This is a genomic window from Flavonifractor sp. An112, assembly GCF_002161085.1.
In the GTDB taxonomy this organism is placed as follows: Bacteria; Bacillota; Clostridia; order Oscillospirales; family Oscillospiraceae; genus Flavonifractor; species Flavonifractor avicola.
This window is the reverse complement of sequence record NZ_NFLU01000005.1, coordinates 34,504-49,049: the sequence shown is the minus strand read 5'-3', so window position 1 is coordinate 49,049 and position 14,546 is coordinate 34,504. Positions and strand designations below refer to the sequence as shown.

20 protein-coding genes and 1 pseudogene are annotated in these 14,546 nt (G+C 52.9%); 11 read left to right on the top strand and 10 right to left on the bottom strand.

From position 1 onward, the window contains the following. Positions 1 to 45: 45 nt before the first annotated feature. Positions 46 to 573 carry an RNA 2',3'-cyclic phosphodiesterase gene (thpR, locus tag B5E56_RS05950; protein ID WP_087389023.1) on the top strand — a complete coding sequence of 176 codons (528 nt, stop codon included), beginning with the start codon at positions 46 to 48 and terminating at the stop codon, positions 571 to 573. Positions 574 to 600: 27 nt separating this feature from the next. Here thpR and sleB read toward each other — a convergent pair whose 3' ends face one another. Beyond that, on the bottom strand, positions 601 to 1,260 hold the full coding sequence (sleB, locus tag B5E56_RS05945; RefSeq protein ID WP_087389022.1) for a spore cortex-lytic enzyme: 660 nt from the start codon (positions 1,258 to 1,260) through the stop codon (positions 601 to 603). A 133-nt stretch (positions 1,261 to 1,393) separates the two neighbouring features. Between sleB and B5E56_RS05940 the strand changes: the two genes are divergently transcribed. From B5E56_RS05940 to miaA, 3 genes and pseudogenes are all read left to right on the top strand, one after another. Continuing rightward, on the top strand, positions 1,394 to 1,663 hold the full coding sequence (locus tag B5E56_RS05940; protein ID WP_206404957.1) for a translation initiation factor 2: 270 nt from the start codon (positions 1,394 to 1,396) through the stop codon (positions 1,661 to 1,663). Positions 1,664 to 1,763: 100 nt separating this feature from the next. Then, positions 1,764 to 2,198, top strand: a pseudogene (locus tag B5E56_RS05935) (low molecular weight protein-tyrosine-phosphatase); the annotation flags it as partial. Continuing rightward, positions 2,172 to 3,116: a tRNA (adenosine(37)-N6)-dimethylallyltransferase MiaA gene (miaA, locus tag B5E56_RS05930; protein ID WP_242958807.1), complete on the top strand. Its 945-nt coding sequence runs from the start codon at positions 2,172 to 2,174 to the stop codon at positions 3,114 to 3,116. The pseudogene B5E56_RS05935 and the gene miaA, both read left to right, overlap by 27 nt. Before the next feature lie 312 nt (positions 3,117 to 3,428). Here miaA and B5E56_RS05925 read toward each other — a convergent pair whose 3' ends face one another. Next, a complete protein-coding gene (locus B5E56_RS05925) occupies positions 3,429 to 3,767 on the bottom strand; it encodes a hypothetical protein (protein ID WP_087271308.1) in 339 nt (112 codons plus the stop codon). A 413-nt stretch (positions 3,768 to 4,180) separates the two neighbouring features. On the opposite strand from B5E56_RS05925, the gene B5E56_RS05920 reads away from it, so the two are divergent. Then, positions 4,181 to 4,642, top strand: coding sequence for a tRNA dimethylallyltransferase (locus B5E56_RS05920; RefSeq protein ID WP_087271301.1), 462 nt, complete (start codon positions 4,181 to 4,183; stop codon positions 4,640 to 4,642). A gap of 51 nt (positions 4,643 to 4,693) precedes the next feature. Here B5E56_RS05920 and B5E56_RS05915 read toward each other — a convergent pair whose 3' ends face one another. Beyond that, entirely contained in the window at positions 4,694 to 5,449 is a 756-nt protein-coding gene (locus tag B5E56_RS05915) for a tRNA lysidine(34) synthetase (RefSeq protein ID WP_087389021.1), read from the bottom strand. Positions 5,450 to 5,673: 224 nt separating this feature from the next. Here B5E56_RS05915 and rplM point away from each other — a divergent pair, with 224 nt between their 5' ends. Both rplM and rpsI read left to right on the top strand, forming a co-directional pair. After that, on the top strand, positions 5,674 to 6,105 hold the full coding sequence (gene rplM / locus B5E56_RS05910; RefSeq protein WP_087188632.1) for a 50S ribosomal protein L13: 432 nt from the start codon (positions 5,674 to 5,676) through the stop codon (positions 6,103 to 6,105). Between the two features lie 17 nt (positions 6,106 to 6,122). Continuing rightward, a complete protein-coding gene (gene rpsI, locus B5E56_RS05905) occupies positions 6,123 to 6,527 on the top strand; it encodes a 30S ribosomal protein S9 (RefSeq protein WP_087188633.1) in 405 nt (134 codons plus the stop codon). A gap of 753 nt (positions 6,528 to 7,280) precedes the next feature. Here the strand turns inward: rpsI and B5E56_RS05895 are convergent. The 7 genes from B5E56_RS05895 to B5E56_RS05870 form a co-directional block, all read right to left on the bottom strand. After that, positions 7,281 to 7,517 (bottom strand): hypothetical protein, encoded by a 237-nt coding sequence (locus B5E56_RS05895; protein ID WP_087389020.1) that lies wholly within the window; start codon positions 7,515 to 7,517, stop codon positions 7,281 to 7,283. Continuing rightward, on the bottom strand, positions 7,498 to 8,103 hold the full coding sequence (locus B5E56_RS05890) for a hypothetical protein (RefSeq protein ID WP_087389019.1): 606 nt from the start codon (positions 8,101 to 8,103) through the stop codon (positions 7,498 to 7,500). The genes B5E56_RS05895 and B5E56_RS05890 overlap by 20 nt, the downstream gene beginning before the upstream one ends. Position 8,104: 1 nt before the next feature. Next, positions 8,105 to 8,257 carry a hypothetical protein gene (locus tag B5E56_RS14595; RefSeq protein WP_158098674.1) on the bottom strand — a complete coding sequence of 51 codons (153 nt, stop codon included), beginning with the start codon at positions 8,255 to 8,257 and terminating at the stop codon, positions 8,105 to 8,107. 68 nt (positions 8,258 to 8,325) lie between these two features. Then, entirely contained in the window at positions 8,326 to 9,453 is a 1,128-nt protein-coding gene (locus tag B5E56_RS05885; RefSeq protein WP_087389018.1) for a CHC2 zinc finger domain-containing protein, read from the bottom strand. A 31-nt stretch (positions 9,454 to 9,484) separates the two neighbouring features. Further along, on the bottom strand, positions 9,485 to 9,700 hold the full coding sequence (locus B5E56_RS05880; protein WP_087389017.1) for a hypothetical protein: 216 nt from the start codon (positions 9,698 to 9,700) through the stop codon (positions 9,485 to 9,487). Between the two features lie 60 nt (positions 9,701 to 9,760). After that, on the bottom strand, positions 9,761 to 10,045 hold the full coding sequence (locus B5E56_RS05875) for an ATP-binding domain-containing protein (RefSeq protein WP_087389016.1): 285 nt from the start codon (positions 10,043 to 10,045) through the stop codon (positions 9,761 to 9,763). Positions 10,046 to 10,446: 401 nt separating this feature from the next. Continuing rightward, on the bottom strand, positions 10,447 to 11,859 hold the full coding sequence (locus B5E56_RS05870; protein ID WP_075703397.1) for an NYN domain-containing protein: 1,413 nt from the start codon (positions 11,857 to 11,859) through the stop codon (positions 10,447 to 10,449). Between the two features lie 145 nt (positions 11,860 to 12,004). Here B5E56_RS05870 and B5E56_RS05865 point away from each other — a divergent pair, with 145 nt between their 5' ends. From B5E56_RS05865 to B5E56_RS05850, 4 genes are all read left to right on the top strand, one after another. Beyond that, positions 12,005 to 12,682: a DUF3990 domain-containing protein gene (locus tag B5E56_RS05865; protein WP_087389015.1), complete on the top strand. Its 678-nt coding sequence runs from the start codon at positions 12,005 to 12,007 to the stop codon at positions 12,680 to 12,682. After that, a complete protein-coding gene (locus B5E56_RS05860; RefSeq protein WP_075703396.1) occupies positions 12,663 to 13,307 on the top strand; it encodes a helix-turn-helix domain-containing protein in 645 nt (214 codons plus the stop codon). Before B5E56_RS05865 ends, B5E56_RS05860 begins: the two co-directional genes overlap by 20 nt. Before the next feature lie 263 nt (positions 13,308 to 13,570). Further along, complete coding sequence (locus B5E56_RS05855; protein WP_242958791.1) at positions 13,571 to 14,119, top strand: LytR/AlgR family response regulator transcription factor; 549 nt, start codon at positions 13,571 to 13,573, stop codon at positions 14,117 to 14,119. Beyond that, entirely contained in the window at positions 14,116 to 14,358 is a 243-nt protein-coding gene (locus tag B5E56_RS05850) for a hypothetical protein (protein WP_087389013.1), read from the top strand. The genes B5E56_RS05855 and B5E56_RS05850 overlap by 4 nt, the downstream gene beginning before the upstream one ends. The last annotated feature ends 188 nt before the right edge of the window (positions 14,359 to 14,546 follow it).

Sequence of the window (14,546 nt, the reverse complement as noted above, 5' to 3'; positions counted from 1 at the left end):
CAGACCGCCTCCTTTGCTATACTGTGGGCAAAGGAGGCGGTCTTTATGCGTCTGTTTCTGGGCGTGGAGCTGCCAACCGTCTGGCGCGAAGCGCTGGACCGGGGGGCCGCCGCGCTGAAGAAGGCCGGGGTGCGGGCCAACTTCACCCGGCGGGACAACTATCATCTCACACTGGTCTTTCTGGGGGAGACCGACCGGGCGGAGGCAGCTGCCGCCGCCCTGGACCAGGTGGACGCACCCCCCTTTGCCCTCCGCTCCGCCTCTCCCGGCTGTTTTTCCAAAAAGGGCGGGGATATCTGGTGGCTGGGGGTGGAGCCCCTCCCCGGCCTGATGACCGCCCAGCGGCAGCTGGAGGCCGCCCTGAGAGAAGCCGGGTTTTCCCCGGAACGGCGGCCCTATCGCCCCCACATCACCCTGGCCCGGAAGGTGCGCTCTCCCGCCGGGCTGGAGCCCCTTACCATCCCCGGACTTTTCCCCACCCTGGAAACAGAGGCAAACCGGCTCACCCTCTTCTCCTCGGAGCGGGTGGACGGCGTGCTGCGCTACTTGCCTCTGTACCGGGCGGCCCTTTGATATGTAGCGGGCGGAGGCCGCCCGCGCTCAGGCACAGAACCGATGGTTGCCGATCTGGAGGATGAGAGGCCGGCTCCAGATCCAGCTGCTGGTGGCGGTGGCGGGGTTGAAATAATAGATGGCCCCGCCGCTGGGGTCCACCCCGTTAAGGGCGTCCCGGGCCGCCCGCACTGCCGATTCCGCCACCGGCTCATTGAACTGGCCGTCCACCATACAGGTAAAGGCCCCCGGCTGGTACACCACTCCGGCGATGGTGTTGGGGAAGGAGGGGTGCTCCACCCGGTTGAGGATCACCGCCCCCACCGCCACCTGGCCGCTGTAGGGCTCCCCCCGGGCCTCCGCCGAGATCACCCGGGCCAGCAGATCCACGCTGGTATCCTGGGCAGGCGAACCCCCGCCCGACATCCCCAGGGCCTCCAGGGTGGCGGGTCCCACGATGCCGTCGGCGGTCAGGCCGTTTTTCCGCTGAAAATACTTCACCGCCTGGGTGGTCTGACTGCCGAATACCCCGTCCACCGCCCCGTCGTAGTAGCCCCAGTTCTTCAGTTTGGTCTGGATCACCCGCACCTGCTCCCCGCTGGAGCCCTGGCGGTAGGTGGCCGCCTGGGCCTGCTGGGCAAAGGCGATGAGGGAAATGTTGACCGCGAACACCAGAGCCAGTGCCGCGATGCGTCTGCGTCTGTTCATACCTACCCCTCCAATCTCACTGGAGGTAGTGTACGGCGGCGGCGGGCCGGTTATGTGCGCCAATCCCTTCCTGCCTGCATAGGGCCAGTGGTTTTTGGAAATACTGGTACAAAACAGGAAAGGATGTGGGCAGGTGGTACAGGGCGTATCCCGGCAGGTCATTGTGGTAAAATCCCCCGATCCCCGATTTTTTGAGCAGGCCATTTTTATTGTAAAAGAGGATGCCTTCGGCAAGGGGGCCTCCGCCGAGGCGGTGCTCCAGGAGGCCCGCCGGGCTGCCGACGGCTATCTCAAACGCGCCTCCGGCTGGCGGCGGGTGTGCCGGAAGATCCCCGCCCCGGTGTATGCCGCCGGCGGTGCCCTGGGGGCCACGGTATGCTGGCTGCTGGCTATTCTGCTGTAAACACGGCAGGCGCGGAAACGCGCCTGCTTTTTTTCAGGCCGAAAATGTGGTAGAATGGGTTTACATTGCGGCGCAGTTACGCCGCCCCCGGGAGGACAGCATGAAAAAACTGCTTTTTGTATGTCACGGCAACATCTGCCGCAGCCCTATGGCTGAGTTTGTCATGAAGGATCTGGTCAAAAAGGCGGGGCTGGAGGATCAGTTCACCATCGCCTCCGCCGCCACCAGCGCCGAGGAGATCGGCAATCCGGTCTATCCCCCCGCCCGGCGGAAGCTGGCCGAACATGGCATCCGCTGCTCCGGCCACGCCGCCCGCCAGCTGACGGCGGCGGACTATGGCCGGTGGGACCTGTTTCTGGGCATGGACAGCGCCAACCTGCGGAATATGCGCCGGCTCTTTGGGGGCGACCCGGACGGCAAGGTCAAGGCACTGCTGTCCTATATTGGAGAGGACCGGGATATCTCCGACCCCTGGTACTCCGGCAACTTTGAGGCCACCTGGCGGGACGTGTACGCCGGCTGCTCCGCCCTGCTGGCCGCCCTGACCGGGGAGAAGCTGCCCAAGCTGGTGGTGGTGCTGGGCACCACCGCCTGCGGCAAGAGCGGCCTGGGGGTGGAACTGGCCAAGCGCTTTGGCGGCGAGATCGTGTCCGCCGACTCCCGTCAGGTGTATACCGGCCTGGACCTGGGCACCGGCAAGGTGACCGAGGAGGAGATGGACGGTGTGCCCCACCATATGCTGGACGTGGTGGCCCCCAACCAGCCCTACTCGGTGGCCGATTTCCAGGTGGGGGCCTACGCCGCTATCGACGACATCATCGCCCGGGGCAAGGTCCCCTTCCTGGTGGGCGGCTCCGGACTGTACGTCCGGGCTGTGACTGAGGGCTTTGCCTTCACCGACGCCACCCCCGACCCCGCTCTGCGGGCCGAACTGGAGGGCAAGACTGCCGCAGAGCTGTACGCCATCCTGCGGGAAAAGACGGGGGTCACCCTGGCCAACGGGGAGGAAAACAACCACCAGCGGCTGGTACGCTCGGTGGAGAAGGCTCTGGCCGACGGCTGGGAGGCCCCCCAGGCCCATCCCCGCTACCGCTGCCTGCTGCTTGGGGTGAATTTCCCCCGGGACAAAGTGTGTCAGCGCATCGACGACCGGCTCCAGGTCCGCATTGACGCGGGCATGATCGAGGAGGTGGCCGGTCTGCGGGAAGCTGGAGCCACCGACGAGTTCCTGGAAGGCCTGGGGCTGGAGTACCGCTACATCCTCCGCTACCTGAAGGGGGAGATCCCCTCTCTGGACGCTCTGAAGGACGAGCTGGGCCGGGCCATCAAGCGCTTTGCCAAGCGGCAGGTCCAGTGGTTCAACCGGGACCGCGACGTGCTGTGGCTGGATATGGAGGGGGATTTCCTCACCCAGGCCACCCAGGCGGTGGAGCGGTTTTTGAAGGGCCAGTAAAAAGAACCTGTCATAACGCAAATACAGTGTACAGTATTTCTGTCTAAATAGACATATAGAGCCACTAACGCCCCCATTTCATTCTCTTCTTTGAAAAATACATAAAAGCACTTTCGCACTGACACCACATGGAATGTCAGTGCGAAAGTGCTTTTGTACGCTCTTATGCGGATTATGGGGGTAGCTGTGGTCAAAATTATTTTTCTTCACTTTCTGTTATGATCCTTATTCCTCGTTGACCGGCGGTCTAAAACACTGTATAGTATTGAGTGCGATCCCCCATTATAGCAGGCAATAATAATCAGAAAGAGGTTAGTCCCATGTTTTACTAATCGTTTCTATTTTATGCACTTCCCCTTTATGTGTTACAATACTCTGATTGCGCTCACAGTTTACCGTGTCTCCTATCTTTACCTGCTCATAGTCACTTTCACTGCACGATAGAGTAAATTGTTCGCCGGTTGCTTCTTGAATCACAATATAATGGTCATCCCTGGACTCAGACTTATCTATAATTGTGACTTCTCCTGCCATTGGATAGTAACTTTTTTGCACATAGTAAACCCGATATGCAGCATAGCTTCCACCGACCACGGCCACAACTACAACCAATAGTGCGGCTACCAAAAGAATCTTTTTATGGCTTTTCATTGCAATTCCTCCTTCATTAAACTAGGACCTGGCACTTTTCTCCCTAATACATTGTTATATACAAGTATTATACCATGTGCCACTCATATTTGCAAAAGGAGCTTATTATGAAAAAGTTATTGTCATTTTTTCTTCCGCGAGCCATCTGGCAAAGGAACTTGGTCATATAAGATGCTCTCCGATGGTTCTTCTTATAGTACTTACCAAACAGCTCTCAAAGATCATTGTCCAATTCATCTTGTGCTCCATACCAACGATAGTATCTTTGATAAGGGTGAAGGACATTGTGTAATGAATTTCGGTTATGCCGAAAGCAACACTGGCGCCAAATACCTGTTTGTTATGGATGGTTGGAATACGAATGGTCGTTTTGTGAAATTTGACTACTATCCCTACTTCTTTGGGTACAAAATTTGGGTTGCATAACATATTTCTTCCGCCGGAAACCCTCAAATGCGCCCTCCTGTTTCCTACCTTTATTTTACAAAATAAACGGCTGCAGCCGGAAAATTAGGTGGAATAAACTGGGGGTGAACTTCCCCCGGGAAACAGTATGTCAGCGCATCGACGACCGGCTCCAGGCCCGCATTGATGCGGGCATGATCGAGGAGGTGGCCGGTCTGCGGGAAGCCGGGGCCACCGACGAGTTCCTGGAGGGTCTGGGGCTGGAGTACCGCTATATCCTTCGCTACCTGAAGGGGGAGATCCCCTCTCTGGACGCTCTGAAGGACGAGCTGGGCCGGGCCATCAAGCGCTTTGCCAAACGGCAGGTCCAGTGGTTCAGCCGGGATAAGGACGTGCTGTGGCTGGACATGGAGGGGGACTTCCTCACCCAGGCCACCCAGGCGGTGGAACAGTTTTTGAAAGAGCCTTAAACGCAAAAGCCGCTGCGGAAACTTCCGCAGCGGCTTTTTTACGTTTGACTGTTATCCCTCGGGCAGGGGCACCCGGCGGTGCTCCACCGGCCCCCAGGTGGGCAGGGGCAGGCCCTGCATGGCCCCGAACACCCGGCTCTTCAAACCGGGGTACTGCTGGTCCAGGGTGTGGATCAGCTCCTTGACCTCCTGCCGCTTGGTGTAGCCGTCGGCGGGGCAGGGATTGAACACCACCGGCAGGTGGTTGCGCTGGGCGGCGTTGCGGATAAGCCCCTCCCCGCAGTAGAGCATGGGCCTGATCTGGCTGATGCCCATCCGGTCCAGCCAGGTCACCGGCTGGAAACAGGACAGCCGTCCCTCGTAGAACAGGGACAGGAAGAAGGTCTCCACCGCGTCGTCAAAGTGGTGGCCCAGGGCGATCTTGCTGATGCCCCGCTCCTTGATGGCGTTGTGGAGGGCGCCCCGCCGCATTTTGGCGCACATGGAGCAGGGATTTTTCTCCTTCCGCAGGTCGAAGATAATGTGGTGGATCTCGGAGGGCAGCAGAGTGAAGGGCACGCCAATCTGCTCACAGTAGGCGGCCACCGGGGCAAAGTCCATCCCCTCTCCCCCGTCCACATGACCCATATCCAGGGTGTAGGCCTCCACGGTGAAGGGCTTGGGATAGAACTCCCGCAGCCGGGCCAGAGCGGTGAGCAGCACCAGAGAATCCTTGCCGCCGGACACCCCTACGGCAATGCGGTCTCCGGCCTGAATCATGTCGTAATCCTCCACACAGCGGCGGACATAGCTCAAAATCTTGTTCATAGGCACCTCAAAAAATTGAAAATCGAAATGGAGCATTCAAGAGAAAGCAAGAGATATCACGCGATTTCAAGAGCATACACTTTTTCTATTTAAAAAAATCGGAAAACGTGTTGACACTCTGCAGTCAAGGTATTATAATACAAAACGCTCCAATCGTAAAGATTGGGGCCTGTATTCTGTTTAGACATATTTTTTAAGATATCATCAAAATTGGAGGTTTCACCATGTCCACTTTTATGGCCAACAAGGGGAACATCGTCCGCAAGTGGTATATCCTCGATGCGGCTGGTAAGCCCCTGGGCAAGACTGCCGCTACCGCGGCCAACCTGCTGCGCGGCAAGCACAAGCCCGAGTATACTCCTCACGCTGACTGCGGCGACTTCGTCGTGGTCGTTAACGCCGAGAAGGCCGTTCTGACCGGCAAGAAGCTGGAGCAGAAGTACTACCGCACCCACTCCGGTTGGGTGGGCGGCCTGAAGGAGACCCCCTACCGCCTGCTGATGCAGCAGAAGCCCGAGCTGGCCATGCGTGTGGCCATCCGCGGCATGATGCCCCGCAACATCATCACCAAGGATTCTCTCTCCCGCCTGCACATCTACCGCGGCGCCGAGCATCCCCACAACGCCCAGAAGCCCGAAGCCTGGGCGGCCAACTAAGCAGGAGGTACAAAGGAATGTATAAGAGCAAGAAGCCTTATCTGTATGGCACCGGCCGCCGGAAGTCCTCCGTGGCCCGCGTGCATCTGTTCCCCAACGGCACTGGTGCTATCACCATCAACGGCCGTGATATCGACGATTACTTCGGCCTGGAGACCCTGAAGCTGATCGTGCGTCAGCCTCTGGCCACCACCGACACCCTGGGCAAGGTGGACATCGAGACCACCGTTACCGGCGGCGGCGTGACCGGCCAGGCTGGCGCCATCCGTCACGGCATCGCCCGTGCCCTGCTGCAGGTCAACCCCGAGTACCGCGCTGCCCTGAAGGCTGCCGGCTTCCTGACCCGCGATCCTCGTATGAAGGAGCGTAAAAAGTACGGCCTGAAAGCCGCGCGGCGTGCTCCCCAGTTCTCCAAGCGCTAAAATGTTTCAAATTATCCCGGAAAACTTCGGTTTTCCGGGATTTTTTTATGTAATTGTTCTAAACTTGTTTTTTGCCATTCGCATTTCGTCGTTGCAACGTGGTACTATATATAGTTCATTAGACTAATTTTGGACACAATATATAGGGTTATTTAGAGGTTACAAAACTTAATTTTCACATTTGAGGTTACAAAAGAGGTTACGAGTGCCCTCCCAAAATGGTAGTAAGCTGACTGTGTCTCTTGGATAAGGATGCAGTATTTTTGAATGCAATAGAACAGCACACGTGGCAAGGCTTCTGCCGCGCGTGCTGTTTTCTGATAAGGTGACCACCTATCTGGACTTGGTAATTGCCCTGGGCGGCTTTTCAATTCGCTGGAGATACTTCTCAATATGAGCCTGCGAAAACTGTACCTTCCCTCCAGGGTATGGCTGGTAATAGCCAATCAATCTATTGGCTCGAAGCATATCCAGTTTCCGTACCGTAATTCCCAACATGGCAGCGGCCTGACTGCGCGAGTAGAGTTCCAAGAGAAACACCTCCTGACTGAGCATAAAATATCCCTTTATATAAATGGAGAAAAAGTAAACTGAACCTTGCCCCTTTCTTCGGCCTTTTCATTGTAATTCTGGTGCTCCCCTATGCTTTGACCCAAAATGAAAGACGCCTATGCTCAGCACAGGCGTCTTTGTCTTTTACAATAATGCTTGGGCAATTGGTCAGATTATTGGAATTGCCTCTGTACAAATTTTCTATTGCTCGGGTGTATTGGCATCTACGGAAAGAGTAAAGCTCTTCTTTCCGGCAAAGCGTTCACGCAGCAGCGCAACCTGCCGTTCCAGCTCCTCCACAATACGCGTGACCTCTTCTTCAGTATAGTCATACGACACCTTGGAAGTGCAGTTTCCCAACTTCTCAAAATCGTTGATCAGGACATCCATACGCCGCTCAACAATGCGGATAAAGCGTTCATGTTTTTTCTCGTTCATCATCGTTTCCTCCGTCTTTTTCCTGCTTGCCATCAGGCTGCTCAGCCGCCGGAACTGCAAAACCTTTTGATGTAAGGAATTCTCTGCACATAGCCTCAGCTGCCTGGATCAAATTTTCATCCCACGGAAAGTCCTTTTCGTCTTTTGCTAAGAGTATTCGGAGGCTATGATAAATTGCTGCCCTTGTCACTTTCAAATGCTCAAGCCTGACACAACCGGCATAGTCCAAAGCGTCCTCATCCGAGTGGTCCTCGCGCAGTTCGCTTGGGATAAATGGCCAGAACAGCCGCAGGGCATCGTTTACCTGATACTTACCATCTGAAAAATATGCTCTCCAGTCATCGTTGTGATTTTCACCTTCGACAGACAGTTCAAAAAAAGTGTCAGGGAAGTCTTTGGAGAGCTGAATCATATCACTCTGGCAGCTATACCATGTATCGTCCTCATTCAGCCAAACCCCAGCCCCGTCTTCCATGCACTCACACATGATGAACGGAACATACTGTTTCAGTTCATCGCTGATTCTCTGATAGAGATCTTCCGTCATCGGTTTTGCCGTCAGCAAGAAGTTGCTTCTGTATCCCATATCACATTCCCTCCTCAGGGCATTCCAGGATAAACAGTGGGACAATATCTGAATCGAAATTGCCCTCTTTGGGATCAGAAATGCCGTAGAATTTCAGGACACGCTGCTGTGTCTCCTCATTCAAATCAGAAAAAAAGATTTTCAACTCTTCCATGGTTAAATTCCTCCACTCATACGGTAAGAAAGGGGGCTGCGTATGTCTCCATACACAGTCCCCTTTGCTTACAACCTTCCAAAAATCGAATCTGTGATCCGCCGGCGCTCAATAAAGGAGAGCAGCAGATCATCAATGCCCTTATAGTTCGAGCTCCAGCGTTTTGGGATAACCTCGAATCCATTTTCGCATCCGACCTGGATCACTCGATCACGAGCTTTGCGAACATTTTCATTCACATGGAGATCCATATCGAAGGCAACTTTGATGGTATTGATCCCAAAGCGCTTCAATTCCTCAAGCATTCGCACATACTGATTGATATTTGAGACACCGGTTAACCCAACGAATGCACAGGGATGGCCCAGAACTGTGGAAAAGTATCGAGCAATGTCGGCCTTCATCACGCCCTCCGTCAGATAGACGGCATCATCCTCACCGGTTACACCAGCAAAATGTGGACAGCACGAAGCCGTTGCCCCATAATACTTGTCCACACTGGTCAGTGTGTTGAATTTGGAATGAGTATCCTTGTCCAACCTGATTTGGATAGCCTCAATCTGCCCTTCGCAGTTCCTGTCCGGAACCATGATACCGGTGGCTCGAATATCCAGTTTCCACTGTCCGGTCTCTTCATCCACATAGAAACCAGGCACACCTTTCAAGTCACATCCACGCTCCAGCAACTCCGTCACGATTTTAGCAGATCTGACAGCCGGCGTAGTTTTATAACCAAGCCGTATGATTTCGCTGCCAGAGAGCCCTCGTCCCAAAAGGGCTTCCCGGTGAGCGGTGCCCAGGGAAAGCATGGAGAGCAAGTTGCTGTAGGTATTGTCCCGGGCCTCAACGGAGGCCAGTTCAAGGGCCGGCTTACTCTGCTTTACCTTCGTCTGAGCCTTGCGGACTGGATGCTCCGGTGGCTTTTCTCCCGACTGGAAAATCCGGCACAGTTCCTCATACGCTGTGTTTATTGAGATGTTATTCACTTCAGCGTAGAGGTGCAGTACACCGCCGCCCGTTCCACAGCGATTGCAGCGAAACACATTTTTGCTCAGATTGATATTGAGGTGCGCCTTCCGGTCATCACAGAACGGACATCTGCAATGCAGTTGTGTCCCGGAACTGCGAACGACCGGAATGCTGAGCAAGTCTACCACATCTTCAATATTGCATGGCAGATGATTGGAAACACCCATATAGCATCACCTCTTCTCACGGGCTGCATCCTTAGCTGGCTCTCTGAGCTGCCGCATTGACCAGAAGGATCGCAGCGGCCTTCAGCGCCAGATTTCGCCCATTGTACTTCTGAACATACCAATCCAGATCACTTGGTTTCCGCATCGCCACCTCGCCCAGCGTCTTTCCGGCATTATAGCCACAATCCACTTTCACTGCCTTGGCATCCTCCAGCGTCATGGTGTTCAGATAGTCATCCAAAGACATGGGCGTAACCTCCATTCTGATGGAGGAACAGGGGCATCGATACCACCTGTTCCTCCGGACTTAACCAACCAAATTCTGTTTCTCGCGGGCATAGTAGGCTACAATCCGATCGGATAGGATCGTATTGCGCTTGTCCACATCACTCTTGTGAATGGCCATAAAGACCGCTTGTTTCTGACCAATCAGGATCACTTTTACCTTGGCTCGGGAAATCGCGGTATACAGCAGATTTCGGCGCAGCATGATGTAGTGCTCCTTCAGTATCGGGATAATGACTACCGGGAATTCAGCGCCCTGGCTTTTATGGATGCTGATACAATATGAGAGATCCACTTTTTCCAGCATGTCCGCAGAATACTCGAACTCTCGACCGTCCAGCAGCCGGATGTGGATTGTGGGTTCCCCCTCGCCATCCTCACGAATGGCAGTGATTACCCCGACATCTCCGTTGGAGACATCACCCTCACTTTTCGTTTGGATAATGCGATCTCCTTCCCGAAACAGCCTTCCTCCGCATTTGATTTCCCGGACTCCGATACGAGGCGGATTCGCTAATCTGATTGGCTTGAGGGTGAGAATCTAAGTAAATTTGAAAACGCAAAAGAAGGGCGGACTTCGTATAGAAGTCCGCCCTTCTTCCCGCTATTTGTTATTTGCAATCTATCCGCCTATTATTTCCATAGAGCTTATAGGAACGGGACAGCCAGCTTTTATTAACTATCCCGTTCTCCACCTTATTTATTTCCTCAGAGTGGCCCCAGCAGGACTTCCACATTCCCCTCTTTGTCCACATTCAGCCGCATGGGTCTAAGGTAGCGATCGTAAAACTGCGCCTGCTCACCGGTGGAGAGCTCGGCCCTGGTGCGGCGGATGGCCTCTTGAAACAATTCCTGGATATTGAAATGGACTGCTTCGTCCAAGCTCTTTCTGACCTCATTCAAAACCGACTGAATGCGAATCTCGTCGCTGTTTCCGGTGCAGAAATCGTCCATATAGCAATAGGTAATTCCCGCATCGATCATGGCTCGCTTGATATCCGGCCCACACTTGTCCGACTCCACAAGGACCAGGAAATGCGCCTCCGGCATGGCAGAGATCAGACCCCAGTAATCTGAATCGCTGGAGGCCAGAATAAAGGAATCTGTGTCGTTCTGAAAAAATTCCCGGCAAGTTCCGGTGGTAAGGCGAATATCCACCAGAGATTTGTTCTCCTTGATGCGCTCAATCAAATTGTGCTCGATCGGGATCTGGGTGAATTTCTCAAGGATCTTCCAGGCAGTGGTGGTATGGACATCATCGTACAAAATAATCTTGCTGATTTTTCCCAGAAGTGCCGCCTGGTCCAGATTGTTCAGCGTGGCATAGAGCTTGTAGGGATCCGCATTCTCGCAGTCTACAACGACAGCGGTTCTGCTGCTTCGCTCCAAAAAGTCATAGATTCCGTTTTTGGCTATGAGCCCTGCATCTGTGACCTTGCTCATGTCCGTGAAGTAGTCCTCATGATGCTCGTAGAGAAGACGGACAAATTTCTTATCGTTATATAGGATGTTGCCCACATTGGATGGTGCTGACCAGTTCATGTAAACTTGATAGGGATAAATCTCCTTATGGGCATAATAGTCAGCGGCAGCGCCTTTGGCGCCTTTCTCCGTTGTACCGCCTGGCATGATAAACAGTTGGCGGATGTAAGACCAATTCAACCAGATGGGGAAAAGGTTCTTGCAGTTGTTGATCCGGTTTGCGATATGGCTGTTGATGTCTATAATGTACTGAATGGGCTGAGCATTGGCTCGATAGATGGAAAGGCCATCTGCCGACAGCTGATCGATACATTCTCTCGGAATATACTCCGGCATACTGGCAATGCCCTTCAAATCATACCGCATAGCCTGATAGATGTTCCGGTAGTTGCGCTCAAATGCTGTCCGCAACATACAGAGGTTCCGAATGATCCGGGCATTCTTATCTTTTTCAAGCGCCTCATACCACTCCATCTTCGGGGGCTCATGCTCATTTTCAAAGATATGGAACGGAACACCGATGAGATATGCGAACTTGGAGATCACCATGTATGTACCATTCTCATATAACGCATATCGGGAACGATCTGCAGTTTCCTCGCCATACAACACTTCGGCAATCAGCTGCTCCTCTTTCACAAGCCATTGTCCCCCTTTCGCGTTGATTCTCCTTTTTAGTTTATTATACGGGAATGACAATGGAAAGACAACCATTCACCCCGGTATCCAACCAAGTTGACTTTATACTCCCAAAGGAGTATAATCCTTTTAAGGAGGTGGCAGTATGATCCGTCAGTTATTTCATGGATCCCCCAGCATCATAGAGAAGCCCCAATTTGGTTATGGTAAGGTATATAATGACTATGGCCTGGGATTTTACTGTACCGACAGTCTGGAAATGGCAAAAGAATGGGGCGTGGCTCAGAATCGGAACGGGTATGCCAACCGCTATGAGCTGGACTGTGAAGGTCTCAAAATTTTGGATCTGAACGGACCTTCTTTCAATATCCTTCACTGGCTCGCTGTGCTTTTGGAAAACCGTGAGTTTGATGTGCCCTCCGGGCTGGCGCTGGAGGCCAAAGAATATATCCTGAATACTTTTCGCGTAGATTATCAGTCACAGGATGCCATCATCGGATATCGCGCCGACGACAGTTACTTTTCTTTTGCCCAGGACTTTATCAACGGCACGATCTCCTATCGGCAGCTCAACAATGCGATGCATCTGGGAAAACTGGGGCAGCAATTCGTTTTGAAGAGCAAACAGGCATTTGATCGGATTCAATTCCTTGGTTATGAAGTGGCTGATCATGATGAATGGTACGCAAAAAAGATGCTGCGAGACCGGTCAGCCCGACGCGAGTACTTCAGCGTTGAGCGCAAAAAGCGGCAGCGTGGCGATCTGTATATCACGCAGATTTTGGACGAGGAGATGAAGCCCGATGATGAACGCTTACGATAAGGTTTATCTGGAGAAGGCGCGCACCGCCCTCGGGCGTATGCTGGACTTTGCAGTGCATGACCTGGGATACAGTCTGGAGACGTTCTACGGCCTCTTTTTGGCCTCCGGTATCGCAGACCGATTTGGCCGTGGTGACTTCACAGTCATCGTTGGTCAGTCCGGAGTAGAGCTTGCCTATGATGTTCTGGAGCAATCCGGCATCAGCAGAAAGCGGATCAAACCAAACTATCCGGTTGACCGCAGCGTCGAATACTGGACCGGCTGGGCCCTGGCCTATTATCAATGGGAGACAGGACTTTCCTTTGAGGAGATCAATGCCTATATTCCCATTCGGCAAGTATCCGCACTGTATCATCCCTTCCATGAGATGGATATCCGCCAGTTCTGTGATCGGATGAACGAGTTATACCGGATTGCGAAACCGGATACCAACCTGAAACTGCGCCGGCAGAAGGTGAAGCTCACCCAGAAAGAGCTGGCCGATGCGTCCGGAGTGCCCATCCGGACGATCCAGCAATACGAACAGCGCCAGAAAAACATCAATAAAGCACAAGTCGAATACCTTGTAATGCTTGCCAGAATTCTGTGCTGCGACATAGAAGATATTCTCGAAAAGGTCGTATAAAAACCGCTCCCTCCTTTGCTCGGAGGGAGCGATTGCTTTGTTTACTGGGATTGCACATTGCATGCGACAAAAATAGTCCTACACAACTTGTCCTCTGTCCGTTATGATGGTAGTACAAAAGCAAGGGGGGATAGACATGAAACCGACAGCAACCGATATCGAAGATTTTGTCCGGGATTTATTTCATTGGTTGTATATCGATTACCCAAAGCCGGAACTTGCTTTACGACATAACCGATGATGGCTTTTTCTATGACCTGATTTTGCTGGACATTGAAATGCCGGGGATCAGCGGCATGGAAATCCCTCAGCAGGTCAAAGGGTTTCTGCCCAATGCCAGAATTATCTTTGTGACCTCACATACGGAGTATGCGATTGATGCATTTGAACTGTCCATTTTCCGCTATGTGCCGAAAAATAATCTGGAAACGAAGCTGACCGCCGCTATAACTGATGCCGCAAAACTGATTGAGTTGGAGGCTGGACAGGAATACACGATTCAGACCGCAAACCACATGGAGAAGATTCCCTACAAGGATATTTTCTATATCCAACGGGACGGCAAGAATTCCAGTATCGTGTCCAGCGTTGGAACTTCAAAAGTACGAAAGAGCTTGCAGCGGGTATTTGATGAACTGAATGCACCGGAATTTATTTTTATTGACCGTGGTTATATCGTCAATATCGTCCAGATTATGAAGGTCAGCGATAGCATTGCCATACTGAAAAACGGCGATCAGCTACCCATCAGCCGCTCCCACTTGCAGGAAGTCAAGCGACAAATCAATCAATTTTGGGGGGCGCATATATGATGGATTGGGTACGGGTGGTTTCTTGCCTTTTCACCAATGAACTGCGCCTGTTTTTAGGGGTTTATCTCGTGGCAAGGCTGACGGATTTTTCTTTGGAGCGGAAAGCATTGTTGCTGACCGGTGCTGGTGGATGCCTTGCCACCATTCTGCAAGCGGCGTCGTTACCCACCATCGGCGTAATGGCCGTTGAAGTATTGGTTATCACTGCGGTTGCATGGTATTATCAACGGAAAAAATGAATTATAAGATAGCGTTGTTAGCGTATCTTTTTGACTGCGTTGTGGTCTTTTTTGATTTGTTTTCGGGAAAAGATCATCCGCTGTTGTGTTGGATTGTACCGCCGCCGAAAGACCTGTGTTAAGCGCGTAAGGGAAACTATAAGGGAAAACTTTATGGCCGATACGCACGGACCACACAGCCCCGGGAC

What these genes read in the sequence shown, in the direction of transcription:
- B5E56_RS05925 (WP_087271308.1), bottom strand. Translation starts at nt 3,767, where the DNA reads ATGAAAAGCCATAAAAAGATTCTTTTGGTAGCCGCACTATTGGTTGTA.
- B5E56_RS05915 (WP_087389021.1), bottom strand. Translation starts at nt 5,449, where the DNA reads ATGAACAAGATTTTGAGCTATGTCCGCCGCTGTGTGGAGGATTACGAC.
- B5E56_RS05895 (WP_087389020.1), bottom strand. Translation starts at nt 7,517, where the DNA reads ATGAACGAGAAAAAACATGAACGCTTTATCCGCATTGTTGAGCGGCGT.
- B5E56_RS05885 (WP_087389018.1), bottom strand. Translation starts at nt 9,453, where the DNA reads ATGGGTGTTTCCAATCATCTGCCATGCAATATTGAAGATGTGGTAGAC.
- B5E56_RS05860 (WP_075703396.1), top strand. Translation starts at nt 12,663, where the DNA reads ATGATGAACGCTTACGATAAGGTTTATCTGGAGAAGGCGCGCACCGCC.
- sleB (WP_087389022.1), bottom strand. Translation starts at nt 1,260, where the DNA reads ATGAACAGACGCAGACGCATCGCGGCACTGGCTCTGGTGTTCGCGGTC.
- B5E56_RS05865 (WP_087389015.1), top strand. Translation starts at nt 12,005, where the DNA reads ATGATCCGTCAGTTATTTCATGGATCCCCCAGCATCATAGAGAAGCCC.
- rplM (WP_087188632.1), top strand. Translation starts at nt 5,674, where the DNA reads ATGTCCACTTTTATGGCCAACAAGGGGAACATCGTCCGCAAGTGGTAT.
- B5E56_RS14595 (WP_158098674.1), bottom strand. Translation starts at nt 8,257, where the DNA reads ATGGAAGAGTTGAAAATCTTTTTTTCTGATTTGAATGAGGAGACACAG.
- B5E56_RS05850 (WP_087389013.1), top strand. Translation starts at nt 14,116, where the DNA reads ATGATGGATTGGGTACGGGTGGTTTCTTGCCTTTTCACCAATGAACTG.
- rpsI (WP_087188633.1), top strand. Translation starts at nt 6,123, where the DNA reads ATGTATAAGAGCAAGAAGCCTTATCTGTATGGCACCGGCCGCCGGAAG.
- thpR (WP_087389023.1), top strand. Translation starts at nt 46, where the DNA reads ATGCGTCTGTTTCTGGGCGTGGAGCTGCCAACCGTCTGGCGCGAAGCG.
- B5E56_RS05875 (WP_087389016.1), bottom strand. Translation starts at nt 10,045, where the DNA reads ATGCTGGAAAAAGTGGATCTCTCATATTGTATCAGCATCCATAAAAGC.
- B5E56_RS05880 (WP_087389017.1), bottom strand. Translation starts at nt 9,700, where the DNA reads ATGTCTTTGGATGACTATCTGAACACCATGACGCTGGAGGATGCCAAG.
- B5E56_RS05890 (WP_087389019.1), bottom strand. Translation starts at nt 8,103, where the DNA reads ATGGGATACAGAAGCAACTTCTTGCTGACGGCAAAACCGATGACGGAA.